27 protein-coding genes are annotated in these 25001 nt (G+C 49.6%); 11 read left to right on the top strand and 16 right to left on the bottom strand.

Annotated features, from left to right (window positions below; genetic code table 11):
* Nucleotides 1-177: 177 nt before the first annotated feature.
* Complete coding sequence (locus tag ACO0LF_RS23180; RefSeq protein WP_423018313.1) at nt 178-1353, top strand: serine hydrolase domain-containing protein; 1176 nt, start codon at nt 178-180, stop codon at nt 1351-1353.
* Between the two features lie 109 nt (nt 1354-1462).
* Complete coding sequence (locus ACO0LF_RS23175) at nt 1463-1993, top strand: porin family protein (RefSeq protein WP_423018311.1); 531 nt, start codon at nt 1463-1465, stop codon at nt 1991-1993.
* 73 nt (nt 1994-2066) lie between these two features.
* On the opposite strand, the gene ACO0LF_RS23170 is transcribed toward ACO0LF_RS23175, so the two are convergent.
* The 3 genes from ACO0LF_RS23170 to ACO0LF_RS23160 form a co-directional block, all read right to left on the bottom strand.
* Nucleotides 2067-2897, bottom strand: coding sequence for a hypothetical protein (locus ACO0LF_RS23170; protein ID WP_423018309.1), 831 nt, complete (start codon nt 2895-2897; stop codon nt 2067-2069).
* A gap of 79 nt (nt 2898-2976) precedes the next feature.
* Nucleotides 2977-3348, bottom strand: a complete 372-nt coding sequence (locus tag ACO0LF_RS23165) for a hypothetical protein (protein ID WP_423018307.1) — start codon at nt 3346-3348, stop codon at nt 2977-2979.
* A gap of 135 nt (nt 3349-3483) precedes the next feature.
* Nucleotides 3484-4443: a ribonuclease Z gene (locus tag ACO0LF_RS23160; protein ID WP_423018305.1), complete on the bottom strand. Its 960-nt coding sequence runs from the start codon at nt 4441-4443 to the stop codon at nt 3484-3486.
* A 202-nt stretch (nt 4444-4645) separates the two neighbouring features.
* Between ACO0LF_RS23160 and ACO0LF_RS23155 the strand changes: the two genes are divergently transcribed.
* Nucleotides 4646-5926 carry a GNAT family N-acetyltransferase gene (locus ACO0LF_RS23155; protein ID WP_423018303.1) on the top strand — a complete coding sequence of 427 codons (1281 nt, stop codon included), beginning with the start codon at nt 4646-4648 and terminating at the stop codon, nt 5924-5926.
* A gap of 50 nt (nt 5927-5976) precedes the next feature.
* Here the strand turns inward: ACO0LF_RS23155 and sodC are convergent, their stop codons facing one another.
* The 8 genes from sodC to ACO0LF_RS23115 form a co-directional block, all read right to left on the bottom strand.
* A complete protein-coding gene (sodC, locus tag ACO0LF_RS23150; protein WP_423018301.1) occupies nt 5977-6489 on the bottom strand; it encodes a superoxide dismutase [Cu-Zn] SodC in 513 nt (170 codons plus the stop codon).
* 122 nt (nt 6490-6611) lie between these two features.
* A complete protein-coding gene (locus ACO0LF_RS23145; RefSeq protein WP_423018299.1) occupies nt 6612-7631 on the bottom strand; it encodes a Rieske 2Fe-2S domain-containing protein in 1020 nt (339 codons plus the stop codon).
* On the bottom strand, nt 7628-8749 hold the full coding sequence (locus ACO0LF_RS23140) for a GNAT family N-acetyltransferase (protein WP_423018297.1): 1122 nt from the start codon (nt 8747-8749) through the stop codon (nt 7628-7630). The genes ACO0LF_RS23145 and ACO0LF_RS23140 overlap by 4 nt, the downstream gene beginning before the upstream one ends.
* Nucleotides 8746-9903 (bottom strand): ATP-grasp domain-containing protein, encoded by a 1158-nt coding sequence (locus ACO0LF_RS23135; protein ID WP_423018295.1) that lies wholly within the window; start codon nt 9901-9903, stop codon nt 8746-8748. The genes ACO0LF_RS23140 and ACO0LF_RS23135 overlap by 4 nt, the downstream gene beginning before the upstream one ends.
* Nucleotides 9896-11260 carry a F390 synthetase-related protein gene (locus ACO0LF_RS23130; protein WP_423018293.1) on the bottom strand — a complete coding sequence of 455 codons (1365 nt, stop codon included), beginning with the start codon at nt 11258-11260 and terminating at the stop codon, nt 9896-9898. Before ACO0LF_RS23130 ends, ACO0LF_RS23135 begins: the two co-directional genes overlap by 8 nt.
* On the bottom strand, nt 11257-12111 hold the full coding sequence (locus ACO0LF_RS23125; RefSeq protein WP_423018291.1) for an MBL fold metallo-hydrolase: 855 nt from the start codon (nt 12109-12111) through the stop codon (nt 11257-11259). The genes ACO0LF_RS23130 and ACO0LF_RS23125 overlap by 4 nt, the downstream gene beginning before the upstream one ends.
* The gene (locus tag ACO0LF_RS23120; protein WP_423018289.1) at nt 12108-13112 is read right to left on the bottom strand and encodes an NAD-dependent epimerase/dehydratase family protein; all 1005 of its coding nucleotides are present in this window, start codon (nt 13110-13112) and stop codon (nt 12108-12110) included. The genes ACO0LF_RS23125 and ACO0LF_RS23120 overlap by 4 nt, the downstream gene beginning before the upstream one ends.
* A 9-nt stretch (nt 13113-13121) precedes the next feature.
* Nucleotides 13122-14114 carry a 3-oxoacyl-[acyl-carrier-protein] synthase III C-terminal domain-containing protein gene (locus ACO0LF_RS23115; RefSeq protein WP_423018666.1) on the bottom strand — a complete coding sequence of 331 codons (993 nt, stop codon included), beginning with the start codon at nt 14112-14114 and terminating at the stop codon, nt 13122-13124.
* Between the two features lie 169 nt (nt 14115-14283).
* Here ACO0LF_RS23115 and ACO0LF_RS23110 point away from each other — a divergent pair, with 169 nt between their 5' ends.
* The gene (locus ACO0LF_RS23110) at nt 14284-15036 is read left to right on the top strand and encodes a helix-turn-helix domain-containing protein (RefSeq protein ID WP_423018287.1); all 753 of its coding nucleotides are present in this window, start codon (nt 14284-14286) and stop codon (nt 15034-15036) included.
* On the opposite strand, the gene ACO0LF_RS23105 is transcribed toward ACO0LF_RS23110, so the two are convergent.
* Nucleotides 15031-15732, bottom strand: a complete 702-nt coding sequence (locus ACO0LF_RS23105; RefSeq protein ID WP_423018285.1) for an ArsR/SmtB family transcription factor — start codon at nt 15730-15732, stop codon at nt 15031-15033. The two genes, ACO0LF_RS23110 and ACO0LF_RS23105, sit on opposite strands and share 6 nt — an antisense overlap.
* Nucleotides 15733-15807: 75 nt before the next feature.
* On the opposite strand from ACO0LF_RS23105, the gene ACO0LF_RS23100 reads away from it, so the two are divergent.
* Together ACO0LF_RS23100 and ACO0LF_RS23095 are read left to right on the top strand one after the other, a co-directional pair.
* Nucleotides 15808-16191 carry a RidA family protein gene (locus ACO0LF_RS23100; RefSeq protein WP_423018284.1) on the top strand — a complete coding sequence of 128 codons (384 nt, stop codon included), beginning with the start codon at nt 15808-15810 and terminating at the stop codon, nt 16189-16191.
* 296 nt (nt 16192-16487) lie between these two features.
* Nucleotides 16488-19397 (top strand): site-2 protease family protein, encoded by a 2910-nt coding sequence (locus ACO0LF_RS23095; protein WP_423018282.1) that lies wholly within the window; start codon nt 16488-16490, stop codon nt 19395-19397.
* 86 nt (nt 19398-19483) lie between these two features.
* On the opposite strand, the gene ACO0LF_RS23090 is transcribed toward ACO0LF_RS23095, so the two are convergent.
* Nucleotides 19484-20032, bottom strand: coding sequence for a hypothetical protein (locus tag ACO0LF_RS23090; protein WP_423018280.1), 549 nt, complete (start codon nt 20030-20032; stop codon nt 19484-19486).
* A gap of 60 nt (nt 20033-20092) precedes the next feature.
* Complete coding sequence (locus ACO0LF_RS23085) at nt 20093-20626, bottom strand: hypothetical protein (protein WP_423018278.1); 534 nt, start codon at nt 20624-20626, stop codon at nt 20093-20095.
* A 166-nt stretch (nt 20627-20792) separates the two neighbouring features.
* On the opposite strand from ACO0LF_RS23085, the gene ACO0LF_RS23080 reads away from it, so the two are divergent.
* Complete coding sequence (locus ACO0LF_RS23080; RefSeq protein WP_423018276.1) at nt 20793-21491, top strand: phosphodiester glycosidase family protein; 699 nt, start codon at nt 20793-20795, stop codon at nt 21489-21491.
* A gap of 32 nt (nt 21492-21523) precedes the next feature.
* On the opposite strand, the gene ACO0LF_RS23075 is transcribed toward ACO0LF_RS23080, so the two are convergent.
* A complete protein-coding gene (locus ACO0LF_RS23075; RefSeq protein ID WP_423018273.1) occupies nt 21524-22072 on the bottom strand; it encodes an STM3941 family protein in 549 nt (182 codons plus the stop codon).
* Nucleotides 22073-22235: 163 nt separating this feature from the next.
* Here ACO0LF_RS23075 and ACO0LF_RS23070 point away from each other — a divergent pair, with 163 nt between their 5' ends.
* Nucleotides 22236-22610: a VOC family protein gene (locus ACO0LF_RS23070; RefSeq protein WP_423018271.1), complete on the top strand. Its 375-nt coding sequence runs from the start codon at nt 22236-22238 to the stop codon at nt 22608-22610.
* Nucleotides 22611-22763: 153 nt separating this feature from the next.
* Here ACO0LF_RS23070 and catB read toward each other — a convergent pair whose 3' ends face one another.
* Nucleotides 22764-23396: a type B chloramphenicol O-acetyltransferase gene (gene catB / locus ACO0LF_RS23065; RefSeq protein WP_423018664.1), complete on the bottom strand. Its 633-nt coding sequence runs from the start codon at nt 23394-23396 to the stop codon at nt 22764-22766.
* A gap of 219 nt (nt 23397-23615) precedes the next feature.
* Between catB and ACO0LF_RS23060 the strand changes: the two genes are divergently transcribed.
* From ACO0LF_RS23060 to ACO0LF_RS23050, 3 genes are read left to right on the top strand one after another with little or no spacing between them, the layout of a single operon-like run.
* A complete protein-coding gene (locus tag ACO0LF_RS23060) occupies nt 23616-23789 on the top strand; it encodes a hypothetical protein (protein ID WP_423018269.1) in 174 nt (57 codons plus the stop codon).
* A complete protein-coding gene (locus tag ACO0LF_RS23055) occupies nt 23750-24115 on the top strand; it encodes a hypothetical protein (protein ID WP_423018267.1) in 366 nt (121 codons plus the stop codon). Before ACO0LF_RS23060 ends, ACO0LF_RS23055 begins: the two co-directional genes overlap by 40 nt.
* Nucleotides 24116-24167: 52 nt before the next feature.
* Nucleotides 24168-24725: a hypothetical protein gene (locus tag ACO0LF_RS23050; protein WP_423018265.1), complete on the top strand. Its 558-nt coding sequence runs from the start codon at nt 24168-24170 to the stop codon at nt 24723-24725.
* Nucleotides 24726-25001 lie beyond the last annotated feature (276 nt).

The following is a 25001-nucleotide window of genomic DNA, read 5'->3' as shown; positions in this document are numbered from 1 at the left end:
TTTTATTAAATAATACTTTGCATGAAAACATAGTTTTTTGACAAATAAATAGTAATACTGCGCCCCGTTGCATTGCCTCGACGACGACACACCGAGGATAGGCAACTTTGATCATGGCGCTGCCTGTCTTCGTTTTCCTGTTGAAGACGCTGATGGCATACTTTTTAAGATAGAACTATGCATATGCGTTTGAATACCAAACTGATTGTCATCTTCCTCTGTGGCATGCTTGCTGCCTGTGGTGGTGATTCCAAGTCTTCCGCGCCGGCGATTACTCCTTCAGTAGAAGTACAAAAACCAGCCGCGCTATTGTCTGGCGAACCCTTGCGCGTCGAAGTCGAGCGCTTCCGCAGCAGCAATAACTTGCCTGGTCTATCTGTGACTATCGTCAATCAGGATAAGGTGGAAAGCGTGGTGACTGGCACCAGGCAAGTCAATGGTAGCCAGAGTCTGCAAAGCGCTGACCTGTTCCAGTTCGGCTCGCTGACCAAAGCCGCCACTGCTATCATGATAGCTCGCCTGGTAGAACAAAAGAAGATGCGCTGGGATAGCACGATAGCAGAAATATTTCCTGACTGGCGCACACAAATCCGCCCGGAATATCTCACTGTCACGGTAGAACAATTACTGCGTCATCGCTCTGGCCTGCCGCGTGAAGTGAATGACAGCACTGTAGCAAAAGCCCTGCCCTTGCTGACTGGCGACTTGCTGGCAGACCGCCGCTCAATCGCATCATTGATACTGCAAGACGCCCCTGAATACACACCCAATAGCAAGATGGTGTATTCCAATATTGGTTATGCCCTGGCGGGCCTGATGGCCGAAACAGTACGTGGTGACAGCTATGAAAACCTGATGCAAAAAGAAGTGTTCACACAACTCAACATCAAGGGCCGCTTTGGCTTTCCTGAAGATGCCGGCGTCAACAATAATGTGGGGCATACCCTGGTCGCTGGCAACTGGAAAGCCACCCCACCCTTAGTCGATCCTCGCTACGCGTTTTTTATCAATGCGGCTGGTGGCATGAATCTGAACCTGGCTGACTATGGCGTTTTTTTGCGTGAACACTTGCGTGGTTTGCAAGGGCAAAGCAATTATCTGAGCAAAGCCAGCTTCACCTTGATGCATAGCCCAGTAGATGGATATGGCCTGGGCTGGGGCATCACCAATATCAAAGGCCTGGGAGATGTCAGCATGCATAGCGGCACAGAGCTGACTTATTACACAAGTAACCGTGTGATTCCCAGCAAAAATGTTGCGCTTGCCATCGCCTGCAATTGTTATGACGGGACGATCACCAGCAAGCTGGATAATTTTGCAGATTCTTTATTATTCCCACTTTTACCTCAGTAGTTTAGCTCATTAGTAATCGCAACAACTGAATATCTGATGTGTATTCAGTCTCACCAACGGTCAGGTGCATATGTCACTTGTCCGTCACATTTTTAATCAGGAACAAACCATGAAGTTGATCTCTATTTCACTGGCAAGCAGTTTGCTAGTAATCTCATTAAGTGCCTCCGCTGCCGACGGAAGGGAAGAACAAGGATTTTATGCAGGTCTGGACGTGGGAAAGTCAAGCGTCTCATCCAAAGTCATCAACGATGGCAAAGACCTCATAGGCGGCGTCAATGCCGGTTATCAGTTCAATCAAAATTTTGCAGCAGAAGTGTTTTATCGCAGCATGAGTTTTCGCGTGCTGGATGGCGTGATTGGTGATAAGAACTATTATCCCAATGGCCATATTGGTATTGCTGCCATAGGCAGGGTTCCTGTCTATGAAAAATTGGGTGTGTATGGCCGCCTTGGCATAGGTCAAACCAGTATGAAAGCCGATTCCAACTCACTTCCCGAAAAACGCCAGAGAGAAGGCAGTTATGGCATTGGGGCAGACTATCAGATATCTCCGAACTTCAGCCTGAAACTGGAAGCAACACGTTTCGCCAAGAGCGAAGTTACTACCACAACCATTGGTGCGCAATATCGCTTCTGAGTACCATCAGCGGTCTCTTGAGTGCTAATTGAGTTTTTCTTGCAGCCTGTCGCAGGCTGCAAGTTCGCTCAACTTACCAGTCGGGAAGCAAATTTTTTCTGCCATCAAGTTGATACCCCCCTTTAGCAGCATCATAGCGAAATACTTGTTTGTCATGCCTGGCCTGCGCAGTGAATTCATAATTGATATATGACTCGCCATCCCGATCGGCATCCTGACCAATTTCTTTATTACTAAAAATTCTGGCAGATGACTCCAGCAGCAAATCTCCAGGGGCAGCCTCTCCTTTTTTTATTGACCATTTGGTTTTGAGGTCATAGCACTGCACTGGCTGAGTTTCAAGGTCATTAAAACGCTTACGCATTTTTTTACCAGGTACTTGCTGCATTCTCTCATCACAGCCTTGTGTACCTTCTGTGCTCATATCAAGCAACAAGGCATCATCCTTCACCATGCTACTGACTCCCTGTTCGTCAATTTTGTAGAGTGACAAGCTCTGGGATTCCTGGCCACCACCTGCCTGATTCGAGTAAACAGCAAGAGCAAAGTGACCTGGCCACAATTCATGCAAACTGGTATCAGCGAAATGTCCAAAGATACCCAGCATAGCCACTTCTTCCTGACGTTTATCCAGGGACCAGCTATCGCCTGTGCGTTTAAACCAATACGCACTGAGCACTCCTGGCGTACTATGACCAGCAATCACAGGCTCGGCTGCCAGCAACAAAACCGCCCGGCTGTCATTCAGTTTTAGTACCTGCAAGGGACGCAGCTTCATCTGCTCCTTATCCTTGCCTTCAGCGTTCATCTTAATGAAAGGATGTTCAATTGGCTTGTCCCTTTCAGTGGGCTTCCAATCCTTGAAGACCAGGGCGGTCAAAGCATCTTTTTCCAAAGTGCTCACACTATCATTCCTGGAGCAAGCCAGCAGGGTGAGGCAAAAAATAGATAACAATAAGCTGGACGCAGATAAACGTAAAAAATCAGGCATGATGAGTAGCAAAAAAACGGACCAGAGCGAGTGATAAGGCGAAGGCGTAGCCGCAAGTAAAACGGTGTTTGAATATCCCCGGCGCATCCCCTGTACGCCAGGCAGCAAAAGCCCCCGCCAGGAAACCCATTAGCACTGGTGTCAACAATAAATTGGCAATACGGGCGTGGTTACCCTGCAAGAAAGCCTGGGGGAAAATCCATATGCTGACATAGCCGGCAAGAGCACCGCATGCCATATATATAATGACTGCCAGCCAGGATGGCAAGAATTCGCTCTTACGGCGCTCCACGCCTGAAGAAACACCCAATTCCAATACTTCAAACACCAATTGCAATAAAACTTCAAAGATAAATTCTATCATGGGCATCCATCATCATAAGGCCACCAAAAACATGCACCTGCTTGCTTCCTTCAATACGACTACACCACCAGATTATGTGAAAATCCTGAAGTCTGCCCAGGCTTTCAACTGCAAATAATTGAATATCAGCAGGGTTTAGTCAAGACGATTCAACACACCTGCTTTGTCAAGGTGGAAGCGGGCAAAATCCTCAGCCAGAAACAGATTACCCTGGTAGTGCGCCCTGGCCTCAGCCTCGATGTCCCCGATGTAAGGGGATTTCTCACTATCTGCCTGATAGCGCGCACTGAAATGTGTCAACACCAGATTTGGCAAGCCAGCAGTCGCCGCAAAGCTGGCAAGGGCAGCAGCAGAACAATGCTGGACACGCGCCCCGACTTTCTCAGCGACCTCCTCTGTATAAGTAGCCTCATGCACCAGTACCTGGGCATCCTGGCTAGCTGCCAGCAACAGGCAGGGGTCGTCATTGTCACCGCCGACGATGATGCTGCGCTTGGGATGGGGGTGATGCAAATAATCAGCACTGACTAATTTTTTCCCCTCGTGAATAATATCTTCGCCTTTTTTCAAGAGTCCCCACAATGGGCCTGCTGGCACACCCTCGGCTTGTAATTGTTCCGTATTCAGCACTGCTTCGGTATGAAGCTCGCTGAAGCAATAAGCATGCGAAGGCACGCGGTGCGACAATTTGATTGCCTGCACATTTACGGCGTGATCCTGCCAGGTAGTCGCGTCATCGACATCCGTGAAAATCAATTCATACGGCAGGAAAGATTCTGACATCGTATGGGTAGCGTGCAACCAGGCTTGTATGCCAGCAGGTGCAATGATGTGCAAAGGGGCTTTGCGGCCGTGCATGGCTGCACTGGCAAGCAAGCCTGGCAAGCCATAACAATGATCACCATGCACATGCGTGATAAAAATCGCCTGTAAACCATGTACCGACAAAGGCGTCTTCAGTAATTGGTGCTGGGTGGCTTCACCACAGTCGATCAAATACCATTCACTCCCTCGCTCAGGCAGCAAAGCCAGGCCAGTGACATTGCGCTGACGGGTAGGTGCACCTGCGGAGGTGCCTAAAAATAAAATATCCACAATATCCTTACACTTGATTACCTGCCTTAGCAACTGAACTCATATTGAGCTCATATTGAGCTCAATATGAGCAATAATTTTGCCATTGTTTTTTTGAGTAGCAGTCGCTGTTGCAAATTCTAACAATACAGTCTTGCGCATACTGTTCTGCATGCCGAAATACGCTTATGATGCAAACTCATCATTCATATAAGCCTGAGACATGAAAATTCCTGCTGCCCTGCAATCCATTACCAGCGCTTTGCTAGAACGTCAAAAAGAACGCAAGCGTCTGCGCGGCCCTGCTGACTTGTATTATGCCATTGCTGATTCCATCAGTATGCTTGATGCCAGTTCCTGGCAGGAATTGGCAGCTAATTCTGGCTTTTTCATGTCGCTGGAATACCTGACGGCACTGGAGCAAGTGTTACCACTGAACCTGTCTGCCCGCTATGCCCTGATCTTTGATGGCACGGGTATAGACAGGCGCGCTATCGCTGCAGTCTATATGCAAATTGCCGATATCAGCCTGGCACAGGCCAGGCCAGAAAAGTCAGCAGAGACAGACAAAAAATGGGCACTGCCACTGGATCAACTGGCCCAGCACGCCAAACAACGCATACTCACTTGCGGCAACTTCCTGAGCTTTGGCCAGCATGGCATTGCCTTTGCAAAAGATGTCGACCCGCAATTAGCCTGGCACGGCGTGGTCGAAGTCTTGTACCGTGTGCGCCAGGCAGAAAAACTGGCAGGCAAAACGCATTTTGTCATGATCAAGGATTTGCACGATCCCTACATAGACCAGGCAGCGCATCTGGAAAACCTCAGTTATCGCTATGTAGAAACCGAGCCCAACATGGTGCTGGACCTGGCACCTGCATGGAAAAATTACGACGACTACCTTGCCAGCCTGGCTTCCAAATACCGCAGCAGTATCCGCAATGCCATCTTCAAGCCCATGGATGACGCAGGCTGCACGCTGGAAAAACTGACTGATCTGACACCGGTGCTCGATGAAGTATTTGCGCTGTACAAGGCAGTACAGGTTAATGCCAGTTTCCGCCCCTTTGAATTATTGCCAGAATACTTCCCCGTGCTGCAGGCTGCCGCAGGCGATAAATTTCGGTGCAGCGTCATCAAGCGAGAAGGTCGCTTGCTGGGCTTCCTGATTTCTGTGGCAGATGGAGAAACAGCGATTGCCTATCACATAGGTTTTGACCGCGAGGCCGCCGAAGAATTGCCTATCTACCTGCGCCTGCTGCATGCGGGTATCGCCGATGCCATCGACCTGGGTTGCAAACGAATTTCCTACGGCAGGACGGCGCTGGAACCCAAGGCAGCACTGGGCGCAAAACCGCAAACCTTTGGCGTATTCGTGCGCCACCGTCAACCCGTATTGAACAAACTCATGAAGCGCCTGCTACTGGGCATAGAACATGAAGATGCGCCCGACCGCAATCCATTCAAAAAAGAGAAGGCGGCTAAAAGCGAAGTACAGGCTTAACTGAGTTCAGGGCTGCCATCATTTATATGGCAGCCCTATTCACATCGAACTCAGGAAGCGCCGCACACCATGCGAGCGCCACCGCCACCCAAAACAGCCGGGTGATCAGAGTGATTATCACCGCCTACATGTATCATCAGTGAACGACCTTTGAGATCGGCCATCTTCAAGCGTGGGGCCAGTACTGGCTGAGTGGCATTGCCACTGGCATCAACGTACAAAGGTGGCAAATCGCCCATATGGCCATCACCCCAGGGTGTGCCGTGACGATTACTGTTTTCAGGATCATAGTGGCCACCTGCCCCCAGTGCGGGAACCATCTTGCCGTCTTTTTCCTTGCTGCTGCAATCTGCATTCTGGTGCACATGAAAACCATGCGAACCGGGTGTCAAGCCTGTCAAAGCCGGTGTGAACACCAGGCCATACTTGCTTTCTGAAACCACGACCTGGCCCAGTTTGGCACCGACACCCGCTTCACCGACCTGATTCATGGTGATAGTAACGTCCGCCGCAGCAACCAAAGGAAGCGCACTCAACAAGCAAAAAAGTAATTTAGTTTTCATGATGATATTACCTAAAAGAAATTCAAATACGACCAGCATTGTGGCCTGAGTTGCGAAATATACGCGACTCGCAAGAGAATGACAATTTAGAAACCCAGCTTATTATCCCGGCTTACAAGGAGTTACAAAAATAGACTGATATTCTTACTCTGTGGCAAATTCATTTCCGTGCCCAGCCAAAACTGCTCAATATATGCCTTGACCAGGTCCAGTTCCGTCGAAGCATGATAGCTCGCTGGAAACCTGTGCATGTTTTGCGTTTGCAAGGCAAGTATATGCGCATCCTGGCTAGCCACTCGTTTCAGCAAAGGCCAGACCAGCAAACGCAATAGCCAGGCAGGTGCCCAGCGGTTTTCAATATGCATGGTGGCAAATACATGCGTCAGATCTGCAGATTCCGGCGTGAAATGCAGGCTGATGCGCACGACACTGCCATCCTCATAGCAGTACTCTATCTGCGTCGTACCCGCCTGGGCGTAATAAGCCCGTTCGGAAATACGCGGCGATTCAAACAAACGGTACAGTATGCCGGACTGCTGTAATTGTCCGCGATAATCAACCACAAAACCGTCTTCTGTCTGGCTAAGAATTGCGTCTATACGTTGTCGCTGATTATCCTTGCGCACCAGGCCAGGATGGACAAAATGCGTGTGCAAAGGATCAAGAAAATTTTCCAGGGCATTGACGATATTCGAAGTCCAGCTGGTTTGCCACAAAAACCGCCTGGAACCTGCAGGCAGATCGGTAATCAGCCTGGGGATATTCTGCTCACCATCAGCATGCCTGGCCAGCCTGACCCAGATCAAACCATCGAACTCCTGCACATCAAAAGAGCGCGCGCCCACTTTGGGCAGGCAAGCCTGCGGCGGTAGGCCAGGCACTTTAACGCAGCGCCCTTCGCTAGCAAAAGTCCAGCCATGGTAGGGGCATTGCAAGCCATCTGCAGTCACCTGCCCTTGTGACAAAGGTACTTGCCGGTGCGGACAACGGTCTTCCAGCGCCAGCAATTCGCCCGACGGCAAGCGCACCAGTACTAAGGGCTTATCCAGGATGGTAACAGCAAGGGGTTTTTGCTTGAGCTGTGCGCTGCATGCAGCAACAAACCAGTAGGCATACACTGCGGGTTTCCATAATCCACTCATAATTGATATTTTTTCATGACAGGTATGCCTATCCTTGTCGTCAACCAGCTGAGGCATGTAATTGCCGCCCTGGTCCTCAGAGGTAAGTGTGCAGCCCATACCGCACTATATTCGATAGCCGCTTTACCGCCACGCAAACGCTTGAAGTGAGCAGCTCCGGCACTTAAATTGACGATCAGTTTATGTTTCATCGCATGTTCAAACACCGCAGCCATCAGCAAACGATATAAGCCCAGCTCGCGCGGTAATGCAGTGTTGTAGCCGACGATGGGGGCAGTCACCACACCCTGTAATTGAAATAAGCCGACGATGGCTTGCAGCACGCCATCCGCCGATTTGAAGCCATAAAAATGCAAGAGGCCAGCCGTATGCCAGGCTTGCATGAAATCAGCCGTATATTCAGGATTGAGCCGTGAATATTTATCGAGATAAAGCTGCTTATACAGCTCTGCAATGCGGGCATAATCATGAGGCTGGATATCGCTGTCGCTGACACGCGATAATGTCGTCGCCTTGAGCAAATGCATGTCGCGTTGCAAATTCGCATGCTGTTTGACACTGTTGGCAAGATCATCAAACAGATACACCTGGCGACTGGGTATCAGCATAAATCCATGTTCACGCAAGGCAAGCAGCCAGTCGGCATTGAGTTCCTGAGTCAGTGAACGCAACCAGATGCCGTGGCCCGGCCATTTGTCGCGTGCACTTGCAATTGCCTGCCTGAGTGCGGCTTTGTCCTGAAGCGCAGGATAAATATTGGTACTTAACGCCCAGTTATTGATCGTGACGGCACGGTCTATACCAGAAAATCTCAACAAATAACCATAGACATGACAGATGGATAAAAACAAAAACCTGCCAACGACATGGGTATAACGTGACACTTCCTCCTGTGCATAACGCCAATAGGTAGTCAGAGGTGAACAGACCCAGGCATCCTTGTATTGACCGGAGTTGACGGTGACCGGCAAAACCAGATCATCAAGCCGCAGCACATCCATCTCTGCATGTACATTGCAGATCAATCTCGCCTGCGCTGTCGCAGTGTGAATCTGCGCAAATTTTTCTGCGCTTGCTGCAAATTCATTGGCCGTTTGATGCTGATCTGCGGGCATCATGGTTCGGCCAGCTCCTGCCCATCCCACTCTATATCGCGGGTAGCGGCTTCACGCATGGTGCATTTTTGTTGCCAGGCCATCAGGGCAAATGAGCCCATGTCGGCCAACGCGCCTAGCATTGGCAGCCTGTCCCCGGCAATACCAAGAACTTCATCTGCTACTCTATAGTCTTTCCACCAGTCCTGTAATTTTCTCTCTTGTGCTGCTTGCAGCAATCCAGCACTCAACATGATGGCTGCCAGCATGCGCGGCTTCTGCACAGACGGCTTTACACAAGCCTCCAGTTGACCAGCCAAAGCTGCTGGCAATGCATCCTGCATGCCAAACAGATGCACGCCACTGACTGCCCGGGGATTGCATTCAATGACACTGGGGATGCCATCCCCTAACTCTATCCAGTCAAATGAAATTTGCCCGGTATAGTCAATGGCGGTCACCAGCTTTTCTACAAACGTGCGTATCAAGGGAGCTTCATAGGGTGCAAAGTAAAAACTCGAACTCTTGCCCAGCCTGTGCCTGGGTTCATAGACGACGTGCGCCAGCAAACGCCCCTGATCGGCGACGCTATAGGAACAGAGTTCACGTCCAGGCTGGAAGTGCTGTGCCACCCACGCACCCTGCTGCTCCAGGGCTGCTACATTGTCTGGCATGCCTTGTGGATAAAGGCGCACATGCACGCCAAAGCGTGAGTACTCAGGCTTCAATACCAGCGGTGCCTGCCCGGCCCATGCACGCGCCTCTTCCACACTGTTCACCAGGCTGCTGGGAGGTGGATTACCGCCATATTGTGCAGCCAGTTTCAGGAAATGCCATTTGCTATGCAGACTGCGCAATTTATCAAAATCATCTACCAGCACCCTGACGCTAGATGGCAGGTATTTTCTGTAGCGCGATAGAAAAAACACTTCTTCACAGGTAGGCATGAGCAAATCTATCCTGTACTTCGCGATCGCCCGGTTCAAATCATCGATAAATGCCTGCGGATGCAAACTGGGTGCAGCCAGTTGCATGCTGGCGGTAACGGCGGATGACCAGCCTGACAAGCGACAAGGCACACTATCGGCAATATAGGCAGTCCAGCCTTGCTGCGCAAAACGGCGAGCATGATCCAGCGCCACTGGTGCCCGGCCACCCAGTATCAAGACATTAGGCATGGATGACCCCGGCATTTTTTTCTATGACAGCTTGTACCTCGGGGCGAGTGACACAACGTATGCGCCTGCGCTTGCTGCTGGCGTCTCCCATCACATACGCCATGCTCGTTAAAACTGGTGTTTGCAAACCCAGGCGGTTTGCCAGCTCTGTCATGGCAGTACTCAGTGCATCCATCATGGCGCTTTGACCTGACTGTATGGCCATAAGCAATTCATCACCATGCTGCTCAAGCCGGTAGTCAGGCAAGCTGCTTGCTGCCATGGTAATCGCATGCCTGATCATATCGGGATAAACCGCCACCAATTCCTGTTCACCGTATTTTCTCCACCATAATATGTCATCACAGCGCCCTTCTATAGCAGCTAATGCCTGGCTGACGCGGCCACAGTCACATGGTGCATCCCGTATCCGCAATACATCATTGAGGCGATAGCGTATGACTTTTTGGGTCGTGCGGGTAAAATCAGTGATGATGGGTACGAAGCGGGTCTTTTCCTGGTCCAGCCATTCTGGCTCTATGTGGACGAATTCTTCATTCAAATGCAAGACCCCTGACTCACAGGTGTAAGCCAGGAAACCTTCTGTGCATTGATAAAGCTGATGCACAGGCAAGCCAAAAGCTGCTTCTATACGCGACTTGTCATCAGGCTCCAATACCTCGGCAACAGAGATGACGCGCTGCGGTGAAATAGCTAAAGCACCTTGCATTTTCAATTCTGCCAGACGACTTAATATATGCGCGGGAGCCACCAGTATAGCTGGTGCCTGCGCCTGCAAGTCTGGCAAATGCATATCCACGCCCTTGTATAAGTCATAGAACTTAAAATGGATGCGCTTGCTATTGAGCGTGGTATACAAATTGCTATTGGCTCGCAAGAAAAAAGCAATTTTGACGGCTTGCGCACCAAAGACCAGGCCAGGCAATAAATCTGCTGGCAAAGCCCTGGCTATCATGATGCCTGCCCATTTGGCACGTTCCTGGCGCGAAGTTAAAAAGACGCCGCGCGGCCCCTGCGTGCCGCTGGATAAACCTACGGTAATCCCATCCAGTTCCGTTGAAAAATTCCGGCTATTCTCACTTTGCAAAGCCAGGGCACTGGCTTGCTCCAGGCTGATATTGGCAATATTCATTTGCTGAAAATATTCCAGGGCGATGGCTTTATCAATCACAGGCAAGTCTTGCAAGGTCAAACCCTTATGCTTTCGATAAAACGGCGTCAATGGCAATTGCTGCTTCAAAAAAGCTGCGATCTTTTTTTGCTGCCATGCTTGCAGCGCCGCCCGACTACGAAAGCGCAGCAGCCAGCGTGTCCTGACAAAGTGGAAGAGCAGATTACACAGATCATTTATTTTCATGTGCGACACTCATTGCGAAAACCAGCCCAGCTTTGCTGACAATGGGATGGCAACAGCATCGCACCACCTGGTATGGCGGCTATTTGCCGCAAGCCTGTAAAAGTCTGTTGATATTGCCTGACATTGCTAAAGATGCGGCTGGCAAACCAGGTCGGCAATTGATTCCCCATCAGCGCGTCCATAGACCAGCAGGCATCGCCAACCAGGAAAATACGTCGATCGTCATCACCTTTGAAACTGACACCGATCTGCCCCCTGGAATGACCAGGCAAGGGGATGGCAATCAGGCTGGCATCGCCAAACAGGTCAAAACCACTGCCAAGGGCGGCAAGTTCAGCAGGCAAACCCAGGCTGGCCGCGTCCTCGACAAAGACCAGTCTGTCTGCAAAGTCCGGTGGCAATAAAGCAGGGAGATAGCCATGCATCAAGCCACCCAGGCGCGACATGCTGGCTGCACTATCGTATTCGGCGCGAGAGATGATCAACCTGGCATTGGGAAAATCCCTCAGGCCAGCAATATGGTCGCCATGCACATGCGATATCACGACATAGTTGATATCCCCAGCCCGTATCCCCAATTGCGCCAGTTGCTGGGTCAGCACTTCTTCCGGTGCCAGTGTCATGGGCGTAGTCCAGCGATACAGGCGCTCAGGAAAAGCCTGGGTCGCGGCCAGGAAGTGCTGGCTGTAGCCGGTATCAAAAAGAATATTTCCGCGCACAGGATGAACGATCAAGCCACACAAGGCAGGAAACATCACGCTTTGCCAGCGCCCGCCACGCATGGCGACACATTCTGGATGGCTGCAATGCCCCGCTTTGAGCCAGTGAAATTGAAGACGTGGCGCAATCATGCCTGCAAGCCTTGCTGCTTGCGCCATCGTGCTGTGCGAGCGATGCCTTCATCAAGACTAACCACGGGGCTATATCCCAGCACATTGCGCGCGCGGGACAAATCCAGGGTTTGCGAATAAGCCAGGGTTGCCAGTGAATAGCGGGTAAATGGGGGCTCCCAGCCTGGCCACAATTTTGCACCACACTCCAGCAAACCGGCGACCAGGTTTGCCAGCAGATAAGGCCGGTCTACGGTGTGTAAGGGAATGGAAAATTGCTCTGCCATTTTGATAAACAAATCAGCCGCAGCGATGGGCTCGCCATTGGAAATATTGAATATCTGAGTTGTCTCTGACGGTGGCAGCTTCATGGCGAGCTTGATGGCATGCACAATATTATCGACATAAGTCATGTCCAGCAAAGCACGCCCGCCCCTGAGCAAAGGCAATCGCCCGTAACGCAGCAAGCGCAATAAGCGTGGCAGCAAGGCATTATCCCAGGGACCAAAGATAGCCCTGGGTCTGAGTATCACCCGCAGTGGCAGCTCTGCGCTCATGGTGAGCTGTTCTGCCACTTGCTTGCTACGCGCATACTCATTCACGCCGCGCGGCAAGACACTGTCTTCAGGTATATTGAGCTGGTCTTTAAAATCAAAATAAATACTGGGAGATGATATATGGATCAGACCAGGGATGGCATTGTGCTGGCAGGCAGCCAGTACTTCGCGGGTGGATTCCACATTGGCATGCTGAAAAGCGCTGCGGCTCCCCCAGGGTGAAGTCAGTGCTGCACTATGTATCAGCACATCAACAGATTGACTGCAGGCCAGCAATTGTTCACGGGCATGCGCGCTGCCATGCTCCAGGTGTACGAATTCAACAGGGCTTGCTGCCGCTTTTGCAATACTGCGCGCCACCTCAACATTGCGCCCTGTATAAACTACTTCATGACCCTCTTTCGCCAACTGCCATACCAGATGCCGCCCCAGAAAACCTGTACCACCAGTAATAAGAATTTTCATATGCTTCAATCAATAAACCAGCACCATGCCACCCAGGGTCAAGCCTGCACCTGAGCCTATCAGCATCATGGTGTCACCTCTTGCTATATGCTGCCCTGTCCGGCAAAGATGCAGGGCTGTGGGCAGGGATGCGCCTACCTGGTTGCCATAGTCGGCAAAGATATTCATGACTTTTTCACTCGACACCCCCAAACGTTTGGTCAAGTGATGGATGGCCAGCTGGCTGGCCTGATGTGGCACTATCTTTGTGATCTGCTTCATGCTGACATCTGCCTTGTTGAGCAAGCCTTCGGTAAACTCAGCCATTTCTGCTGCAATGAGTTTAAAGGCAGAACGCCCTTCCATCTGGAAAACCGAGAGCGCATCAATGGGGGTAGTAAGCCGACGAGGATGGTAGCGCGATCCGCCAGCCGGAATCCGGCAATGATCTACGCCTGCAGACAGCGTGATACTACTTGACGAGAGTATGCATGAAGATTCACTGGGTAATGAGCGCCGTATTACAACGGCCGCTGCACCATCGCCAAAAATACCGCATTCAGTCAGATTATTCCAGTCCAGGCCAAAGGTGGCGATATCTGAGGAGACCAGCATCACATACTGGTAACGCCCCGCTTCCACCAGATAGCTCATGGTATCAAAACCAGTCAGGAAAGACATGCAACTGGCACCTATATCAAAGGTGGTCGTGCGGCGGGCAGACAATTTCAATTCTGCATGAATCAGCGCGGCGTTATAGGGCAAGGCCTGGTCCATGGTTGCCGAGGTGGCGACCAGACAATCGATCTCACTCCAGGCCAGACCTGCATCTTCCAATGCAGTCTGACAGGCACGCGCCGCCAGTTGAGCTGCAGTTTCGTTACTGGAAAGAAAACGTCTGCGCACACCAGTTTTCTTGAAGCTAGTCCCTGTCCGCAAACCCAGCCGGGCATCCAGCATGGCCGCACTGACTTCCTGCGCGGGCACAGCCATTCCACTACCTATGATACTGACACGACGCATATTCAAACATTTCTCCATACAAGCAAGGCCCCCAGTGGGGTAAATATCAACAGGAGCATCATAAGCAAAGGCATCAATAAAATAAATAACTTCATCAAAAACGATGATATATAATCTAAAAAGGATCAAATATTAATACCAATTCTTCATAACATCACTCTACGACTGCATGACTGAAACCAAACGCCTGTTAGCGACCCTGAAGCGTCTGCTGAAATCACGCGGCTACACTTACCGCAAGATCGCATCAGCACTGTATCTGTCAGAACCGACTGTGAAGCGCCTTTTTTCAAATGGAAACATCTCTCTGGAGAGATTGACACAATTGGCAGCCCTGGTTGACATGAGCATTCTGGAACTGGCAAATGAAGCTGCCAGTGATGAACCCCGCATCACCCGCCTCAGCCTGCATCAGGAAAAAGAACTGGCTGCTGAATTACGGCTATTACTGGTGGCAGTTTGCACCCTGAATCATTGGCGCATGCCAGACATCATCAGTGCTTATCAAATTTCAGAAACAGAATGTCTGCAATACTTGCTGCGCCTGGATAAACTCAGGCTGATCGACCTCTTGCCTGGAAACCGCATACGTCTCAACATTGCCAGGGATTTTGACTGGCTGCCAGAAGGGCCGATACGCCAGCTTTTCCGGCAACAGGCGCTGGACGACTTTGTTGACGATGCATTCCAGGCACCTGATGAAAGTTTCTTTTTTTTGAATGGCATGTTGAGCCAGACAGCAACGACACAATTCCAGACGAAATTAAGACGCCTGAAGCAAGACTTCGCAGACCTGCATCAGGAAAGTTTGTCTGTCCCGCTGGCGCAACGCCAAGGCACAGCTTTGCTATGTGCCATGCGCACCTGGGAACCTCAGGTTTTCAGCAGTTTGCGCAGGGGTAGAAACGATAAGCACTCATGATCCAAGTATTTGCCGGAATGCCTGCTGGCCTTTGGGTGTAATGCTGAGCACGCGTGAGCCTGCGCTGCGCAAGACCCAGGCTTCACGGATAAACAAGGCCAATAATTCTGCCCCCAGCACGCCCGCCAGATGCGGCCTGCGCTGGGTCAGGTCTATACAACAACGAGCATAGACACGACGACCAGGCTGATGCTGACGACTGTCAATACCCAGTTCTGCCAGCTTGTCATGACCATGAGCGGTCAGCCTGAAATCCTTGGCTTCTGGCTCCAGCCATTTGTCTTTCAACATGGCGTCCAGCAATTGCACAGCCAACTCACCCGCCAGATGATCATAACAAGTCCTGGCATGCACAAACTGGCTGGGCATGCTACGCACCAGTGCAGGCTGGGGTGGCTGGCGCGCGTCCAGAGTGTGGGTTACTGCGCCCAGCGTTGCCATGGACTCTATGAGACCGGCAGCTTCAGTGCTGGCGATACGAAAATAGCGATGACGCCCATGCGCCTGCGACATTAACAGGCCACCATCCACCAGTTTGGCGAGATGGGCACTGGCCGATTGTGCCGAAACATTGGCAGCAAATGCCAGCTCCCCCGCCGGACGCGTGGTGCCATCGATCAGGGTCCAGAGCATGGCGGCACGCGCCGGATCTGCCAGCAAAGCCGCGATACGTGGAATATTTTGCGCATCATCCATACTTCATCCTGGGCTGAAATGTCGGGACTACATCTTGCCCATAATAGGCATCTCTGTCCACAACGAAAGATGAACATGCATATCACCCACAATATAGACGTAGCCAGCCAAATCGGTAAATACAGTGACGCCAGGGAAGTGAGCGGCCCGGCCCGCTGGTTATTCACCTCGGGCACACCGGGCCTGGATCAGAATGGTCATTTACCTGCAGATATCAGCGGCCAGGCAGATCTGGCATGGCTTAATATTGTCAAGCTGCTGGAAAGCGCCCATATGACGATGGCTGATGTCGTCAAAGTCACGCATTACCTGATACGCGAATCCGACATGGCTGAGTATGTCAAAGTACGCGCCAAATATCTGGGCGACGCACGTCCTGCATCAATGATGCTGATTACTCCAGCCTTGGTGAAACCTGGCTTTTTGCTGGAAATAGAAATCATCGCAGCCCAGCATTGAGATGCATTGATAAAAATCCCTGTTGCAAACACTGGCGCTTGCTCCAGGGACCATGCATTTTCTTATCATTAAATGCCAGTATGAAAATAAAAATAAAACAAGAGTGAATACGGAAAAACATACTCAAAGACTATCGAAATAACAAAAGACGTTTATGCAGTAATAATTCGATTACTATTTCTGATATTAAAACGACTGATTTACCCTCCGAATGCACTCATGCTCTCGCATTTTCGCGCTATTTAGCTGACAATGCGGGTGATACTTTGCTGGTGGAGATTTGGGTGGAAATTGGGATGGACCTTTTATGGACCGTAGGTATAACGGTCGTCGCCGTCGTTTTATTATTGCAAGTGCTGGTTCTGCTCATAGTCATGAACCGCTTACTCAAATTGCAGTTATGGGCCCCGCGCAAGACCGCCAGTCTGCGCACGGCCTGTGGTGATCTCTTACCTGTACTGGATGCAGCACGCATAGAAATGGAAGCAGCAGGTTTTCGCTACATGCATAGCTGGCGTGAACGCACGATGATCGCTGCCAATGATAGTCCAGCCAATTATTGTGACGTCTATCATCACCTGGGTCAGGATGTGTATGCAGAAGTTTACCCCACTACATCTCCTTACGATAAGCGCCTGCATACCGTCTATCTCTGGAATACCTATATTGATGGTAAAGCCTTACTCACCGTGAATGACGGCATGTTGCACAATCTCGTGCCCTATCCGGCACGTGTCACTGTCATCAATGATAAAAGCAAGGATTTCGCCGGACAAATGGCTACCCATTTGCATGTGCGCGAGTTAATCACCGTCCAGCGTAGCGACCCTGCTGAAGCACCTCAAATTGCACAAAATCTGATGGAACGCTGGCTGGTGCGACTAGAAAGAGAAGGCAAAGTATATCAACGCGGCCAGCGTAGCGATGAAACGATTTATGGCTACCGTATCCTACTGGCGCTGAAGATGGCCTGGAACATGCGCAGGGCCAATCAACAAAAAAAATCGCAAGCCTCTGCCTCCAACGCTAATCCCACTGCAGATATGGCAGCAGCTCGCCAACTTCGTGGTCGTTATGATTTCGTGCGTACACTATGCGCCTTACGCTCCATGCAGGCTCCCCGCTGGTATCAATACACTGGCTTTATCCTGTCTGCACTTGCCTTCCTGGCACTGGGAGCCTGGTGGTGGGGTCTTGCGGGAGCAGTGCTCATTGGTGCGATCATTGCATTACATGAAGCCGGCCATTGGCTGGCGATGAAACTGGCTGGATTTCGCGACGTACAAGTGTTTTTCATACCCGGCATGGGTGGAGTCACCAGCGGTGAAAAACATGAAGCACGCCCCCTGACGCATATGCTGGTCTACCTCGCTGGCCCCATGCCCGGTTTGATATTGTCACTTGCCAGCTTTGCCCTGATTGCCTGGCAACCAGATTTATTGAACACGACATGGGGGCCTTATCTCTCCATGGCCGCGCTGGCCTCACTATTGGTCAATGGCTTCAACCTCTTGCCAGTATTGCCATTGGACGGTGGCCGCATCATAGAATTATTAGTCGTCGCCCGTCTGCCATGGCTGCGCTTTCTTTTCTCACTTGCCAGCGGCCTGATCATGCTGGTCTATGGCTTGAACCTCGGTGACAAGGTATTACTGGGACTAGGCATGTTGATCGTGTTCAGCGCCCGTTTTCAATTCAAGCTTGCCAAAGCAGCCTCTTTGTTATTACAGCAAAAAGTACAGCCTGCGAAAGGCAATAAAAAATTCGCCAGGGCAGCAGGTGATTTATTTGATTTCCTGAGTCAAGCCAGTTTTTCAAAATGGAACTACAGCAGCAAGCTTACTGTGGGCCAGCATTTGTTGACGCGTTATCTTGGTGGCTTGCCAGGCTGGAAGGAAAGCAGCGCAGGATTAGGCATTTATCTGGCTTGCATCATCTTGCCTGTAGCTGCATTGCTTGGCTTATTTTACGCATCCCCGGATGCCATGCTACACATGGCAGGGCAAGGTTTTTCTGGCATATTGGCAACATCAGATACAGACAAGCCCATCAAAATTGATCAGGTCAAGGCAACTAGATCGTGGGAAGAAGAAAGAAAAATCCTCAGACAAAGTCGAACAGAAAAAATCGCTGCAGCTCTCGGCGATGATAGGGCTATCATACTCAAGAATGCATTCGAAGAAGCCAGCGAGGATGACCCTGAAGATGCTTTGCGCATCGCCAAAATTTATTACGCTGAAAATAATAACTCCGTGCAGGCGACTTATTTCCATGCAGACGCCGCATTTGCCATGGCTATTGCTTTGCGCGAATGGTCTGAAGTGGATGAATTAAGCAATAAGAACAAGAATGACACAGACATTGCCAATTACCTGCAAGAAGCAGAAGCCATCTTGCGCGCACGCCTGCATACCCAGGGCGATAAAAATGATGCGCGCTTATTGGCAGAGATATTGCAAACACGTGATAGCGATACAGATAACCCGACCCAGTTGATACTAAGGCAGGAAATCGTCAAGCTGTTTGCCAAAGACAAAGACCAGGATGACATCCAGCTTCTGAGGGCGCATCAAATGCTGGCCCGTAGCTACTATACATCTGGCCGGGCAACCGAAGCCGCGCAAGAATTGCAGATGGCAGAAGCAGATTACGATTGTGCAACAAAGAAAACCGATAATTATTCATGTCACACCCTAAAGCAGAATCAAGCCTGGTTACTAATCAGTGAGCACAAATATGCAGAAGCGAAGCAACTGCTTGCTCCTTACGCCACAAAAGAAAAAAATCTGCCCATAGGTCAGCAAGACCAAAAAATTAAATGGATGATCGCCATACTGCAAAAAGATTACCAACGCTCCAGGCAGGAAGCACAGTCTCTCCAACAGCAACACTCACCAAGTACAGGCAATTGGTTAATTGATGTGTTAATCCAGCGTGAGCGACCTATCAGCGACTATCACACAGATCTGATGCTGGTAGAGAGTTTGCGCAACACTGGCGACAAAGATGAAGCGAATAAAATAAACAAACGCCTTTTGGAAACGCAAGGCAAAACACGCAATGCATCTGCCAACTCAGAACTGACATGCGTAATTAGCGTCTATGGCAGCGCGTGGGATAGCCAGCTACAACAAAGCCTGCTCAATATTGAGCAAAGAGAAACCAGGTGCGTGCCGCGCGTGAATACGAATCAAATGTCACGCTAAATTCTCATGCTGAAGCGATGCTTATGTAAATTGGCTAAGCTTCAGCATTTGCTCTCATTCTCAATTTTAACTGCTACATAGTGAGTTTAAGCCTTATCTGAATACAGGCGCTGTAGACTCTTTTCATATACTGCGCCGGCATCAATACGGGTGATTTTCTCAAGCGCGATTAACAGGTGTTTTCTGTCGCGATTTGCCTTTGTGCCATATCCATTTAAGATCAGGGCGTGCTCATCCATCTCTTCTATCTCACCGATGAAACATACATCTGCGTTCATGCGTTCTGTATGAATGCAGACATAGCCAAATTGATTTTGCACTGAAACCAGCACGTCTTTCAGCAAAGTCAAATTAATGGATGCTTGCAAGGGGCGCATCTGATGAAAACTAATCAGCTCTTTTATCGAAGTCAATTCATTCCCACCCCATCTCACTCTCGTAATATCTTCGCGATAAAGAATACCAATTCCATCTTCCATACCCTCATCAGTGAACAAACCGAGTAGCATGAAATCATCGGAATAATCCAGGATGACGCCTGTCAAGCATTCATCACTGTGAAGATCGTCGCGGTAGACATCAATCAGCTCTTGACTGTTTTTTAATTTACTCAAAGTTGTTGAATGCAGATTCATTTTTTTCCTTAAAATATCACCCGCCAGACTATATGGCAGGTCACGAACAAAGCGGACTATTTAAAAAAGATTTGCTTCCAAAGAGAGTACATGTTCAAAACCTGCCCTGACAAATGCATCTTGCGTCATCTTTTCAGCAAACGCAATATTGTAGCAATGCTGGGTATACCACTGCGCCTCTGCACTATGCCTGCCATTAATAATGATCTGCGCAGTTTCTCCAGGCGCCATGCACAGTGGACGTGTAGGGCCATATCTCTTGGGCATGCCATGAAAATGCTTATCCCACTGCAGTCGCGCCAGCAATTGATTTCCCTGCATTTCCAGCAGCAAGCCATCGACTTTACAAGGCAAGATCGATGCGATGCCGGTGCGTACAGCTAAGCAAGCAAATTCCCCATGAGGCGTCTCATGAAAATCACGTCGCTCTATCACTTGAAAAGAACCTGCCTGCATTGACAATGCAAACGCGCGGGGAATTTGGTTGCGCCTATCAGCCGCAGGAGCACCGCGACTACGTTTGCTCCAGCAAATGCTGATGACTTGAATGGCAAACTGGTACTTTGATACCATCTCAACTAACTTGGCTGTCATACAAAAAGTATTCTTCAATTGTGCCATGAGCTTCAGGGTTGCTGGCGAGGGCTTGAAACGGGTTCTGAAGACGAAGCATCTCTATCGTGTAAAATTAACAGCAGCTTATTAGTTTTGCCTGGCTTCTTATCTCCCTTCCCTATTTTATATTTCACGGCACTGCATAATGAAGAAATTGTTTTTAATCACGGTCTGCCTGCTGCTTAGCCTGTCATGCCAGGCAGCCGACCCACGCTTCACCGTCATCACGGTCGACACGGAACAGGAAGAACTACAACTATTCCTGCGCGATGAGAATGGCAAAGGTTTCAAGCGTTTTGATACCTTGAAAACTTGGCTGGCTGCGAAAAACAAGCAATTACGCTTTGCCATGAATGCAGGTATGTATCACGCTGATTATTCACCAGTAGGTTTGCTGGTGCAAAATGCAGAACAAGTCAGCCCTTTGAATTTGGCAGATGCCTGGGGAAATTTTTTCCTGAAACCGAATGGTGTCTTCCTGCTCACATCATCTGGCCCGCAAGTGGTGGAGTCATCAGAATATCCATCCCTATCCAAAGATGTTTTGCTTGCGACACAATCCGGCCCCTTATTATTGAGAAAAGGGCAAATACACCCGGCATTCAAAGCGGACTCCAGCTCTCGCTTGAAACGTAACGGTGTGGGCGTGCTAGACAAGAAAGCCATCTTCGTCATCAGCGAGCAGCCTGTTAATTTGCATGAGATGGCAACTTTCTTTCGCGACGGCCTGCACTGCCAGGATGCTCTCTACCTTGATGGCAATATCTCAGGGATTTATTCCTTGGAGCTTGAAAGGAATGATGTGACGGTAGATCTGGGGCCGATTATTGCAGTGCTGCGCTAAGCCTTGTCTCAGCTCTTTGCCTAGGAGCTGGATCAGTTATTTTTCCCATATTTACGCAGGTAAGACTGACTGATTTCCAGTAACTCATCAAAGTTCAGCTTCAGCGAATTTGCAGAAATGACCACCGGACTGCCGCAAAGCTTGTAATTCATTTTATTCAGCAATCGCTGGATAACACCACCTGCCATGATATAAGGCCCAGGCTCGCGCAAGCTGATGACCAGCATTTTCTGGCTTTGCATTTCAAAAATACTGAAGCCAGTAATCTCCGACCATGGAACAAACCCGGCTGCAACACCGCTGCTATTATCAAGAATACCTGCGGAATTAAGTACCAGGCCAGGCTTTTTATCCAACAGTTTTTTTATGCCAACCACTGCGCAAAAACCAAAAAACAGGATCATTACAATACCCAGGCCATGCATCAGCACAGGATGATTGTAAGCACGCTGGGGAGCAAGATCAGTTACAGCTAACCGCAGCATCCAAAGGCCCATCATCACAAAAACCATGGAAGCCGCGACCAACCAGCATAACTTGGTCTTGCTCAGCTCGATTATTTTATTATCATCTGCATTCATAAAGCCCCTGCTACTCTTCATAAAAAAATCCACAATCAGGCTGACATCTTACTGCCGAAGCCTGCACAAAAATTGCCTTGATCAAATTTTTCTGATAACTTATTTATAAATTGGCATTTTTAATTAATTTATCTTCTCGCAAATAGACACTTCAGGATAATCGATGTTTGATCACGTCAAATTCGGAGTCAGCGACTTCGTCGCAAGCAAAACCTTCTTCCTCAAGGCATTAGCACCTTTAGGTGTAGCAGTGATAGGGGAAGGTGTGCCGACATACGGCGTAGAGCTTTCTGCACAAGACGAGGTGTCATTGTGCCTGTTCCAAACCGATGAAAAACCAGCTCATCTTCACCTGGCCTTTAAAGCCAACAGCAGGCAACAGGTGGAAGATTTTTACCGCGCAGCACTTGAGGCAGGTGGCAAAGACAATGGCCCGCCTGGTCTGCGGTCGCAATATCAAGGAAGATACTATGCCGCTTTTGTCATTGGCCCTGATGGTCATAACGTCGAAGCGGTTTATCACGAGCCCGAAGTGTAACCCCGCTACTCACACCTGCAGCCTCAGTAGTATAGAACCCAGAATAGCGCACCAATGTAAAAGCTTAATACTCCGGGGATGAGCATTTCAATGGATAGACAGGGCCGTGGGATAGCGCTTGTTCTCCTGAAATATTAGCGCCGGAACGACATTTCAGCGGAAAAGTCCTTGCCAGTATCGATACAGACCAGCAATATCAGATGAACACAGCAAAGGCATTGCCCCCTCTATCTTTTCAAGTGGCCAATCCCACCACGCCATTTCCAGAAGCATCGAAATCTCCTCATCAGAGAAACGCTTTTTTAATGGCTTTGCGGGATTGCCTCCAACAATAGTAAAAGGCGCCACGTCTTTCGTGACCAAGGCACGGCTTCCGATCACGGCACCATGTCCAACATGAATCCCAGGCATGATCATGGCTTCCGATCCTATCCACACGTCGCTACCTATGACAGTGTCGCCCGCCTTTTGGAATGCGTCAGATGCATTTGAAAACGTAGATCCATCCTTCATGTAAAAAAAAGGAAAAGAAGATGCCCAATCGTAACGGTGACCCTGATTACCAGACATGATGAAAGATGCACCTGTACCTATAGAACAAAAACTGCCTATGATGAGTTGATCTTCGTCATTTTTAACTGGCGATAGATATCGTGCGCAGTCATCGAAAGAATGCCCATGATAGTAGCCAGAGTAATAGCTAAACCGCCCAACCTTGATATTTGGGTTCTTCACTTGCTCAGTGAGCAGTTTGCCCTTGAAGGGACTTTCAAAGTAGTTGGTCATGGATGTCAGCGCGGAATTTTTTCTGCCGAATGCAATTTGAAGTGAATTAGAAGTATAGCAAAGCATAAGAGTAGAAAATATTATCACGGCCTTGCCTTGAAAAAGAGCCATCACTGTGCCCGAAAATACTTGACCACCACAACGTCTCGACATTTTTATCTGACATATCCGCAAAATCACTCATTTCGATTTACCTCCCTCATCACCCAATGATAAGGCGTGAAGCGGATCACCTCCGCGCCCAGCAACAGCAAAAGCGAAAACCTGCCCACCATTACCCTGGAACGCCGTGATGGCGACAAACACCTCTACCACACTGCCAGTCGTGATGCCTACAGTGGCGTACGCGCCCAATGGCACGACCCCAACGATGCGAAAGAAAAAATGAACTGATAGGCGAAGACGATAACCCAAAACGCCTGAGCCACACCTACCCCAATCAAGAAGCGGCAGAGCAAGCAGCCGAGTCAGAGATGAACCGGGTAAGGCGTGGCAAGGCCACTTTGCAATTTACCCTGGCCCTGGGTAGGCCAGACATTACGCCCATGATGGGCGTGCACATCCCCAGCTTAAAAACACCTCTCGGGGATACGGACTGGTTCATCGTCAACACCACGCACAGCGTGATGGCTCAGGGGTTTACTACGCTGTTGGGGATGGAGACGAGGAAGGGGCAAGAGGAAACGGACGCGGATACTGTCGAGGAACCTGAGCAATGATGATAAGATTATTGAATAATAGACCTACCCATTTCCCTTCGATTAAAGAAATATGAGTTATAAACTTGAACAAGCATCAATTCAGGATATAGAAAAAATTCTACAAGATGCAAAACTAAATCCAAGTATCAAGTTTCGTCTGGAGAGACAACGGCATTTTTCCCTTGGACGCAAGTGGGCTGTTAACGAATCACGCGATATTTATTTTTTCACGGCACCGGACGACGTAAGGGATGGATATTATCCTTTTTATTATCTCGTCTTTCATAAAGACAATTGGTATGAAGTCAATACACAATACATGTGCGGTAATGAATTAGTATTTGACGACGATACACCTCCACCGGAAGGTGACGCACGAATTGCATTGCAAAATGAAATCATCGCTGCTTTTGAAGTCTTTGGTCGATTTGGTGAAGGAAATTTACAAACAAACGGTCAGCCGCGGAAACCATCATTACTGACCTTCAAAGCGCCAGCGGAGCACGCCGAACTGCCCGTAATCGCGTCAAGTCAGAAAAGTATGGATGACAAACCAGACCCCGTTCCACTTGACCCCAATCCAAGCCTTCTAAGTGACCCCCGCCTGATATTTTTACTCGACCGTTAAAATTTCACCATCAAGATTAAATAAGAGAAGAAATTCAAGCCCACGTAGGGGCGGTTAGCAGCGCGTAATCGCCCGCCGAGTTGGAAATGTATGAATGTCAGATCAGCCAACCCCACTGAGTACAGAGGAAACAATTAATGTCTATCTTTTGTGCGTTTGCTAGCTGAATTGACCCTGTCAGTTTGATCCACCTTCCACTTCCTGGCGAAGGCGGCCACCCGGTCATACGACCCTTCAAATCCCAGTTCTTTCAGATCCAGATGAAGTTGTTTCAAG

The organism is Undibacterium sp. Di27W, from assembly GCF_049340345.1.
Classification (GTDB): domain Bacteria; phylum Pseudomonadota; class Gammaproteobacteria; order Burkholderiales; family Burkholderiaceae_D; genus Undibacterium.
This window is presented reverse-complemented; position numbering and strand designations above follow the sequence as displayed.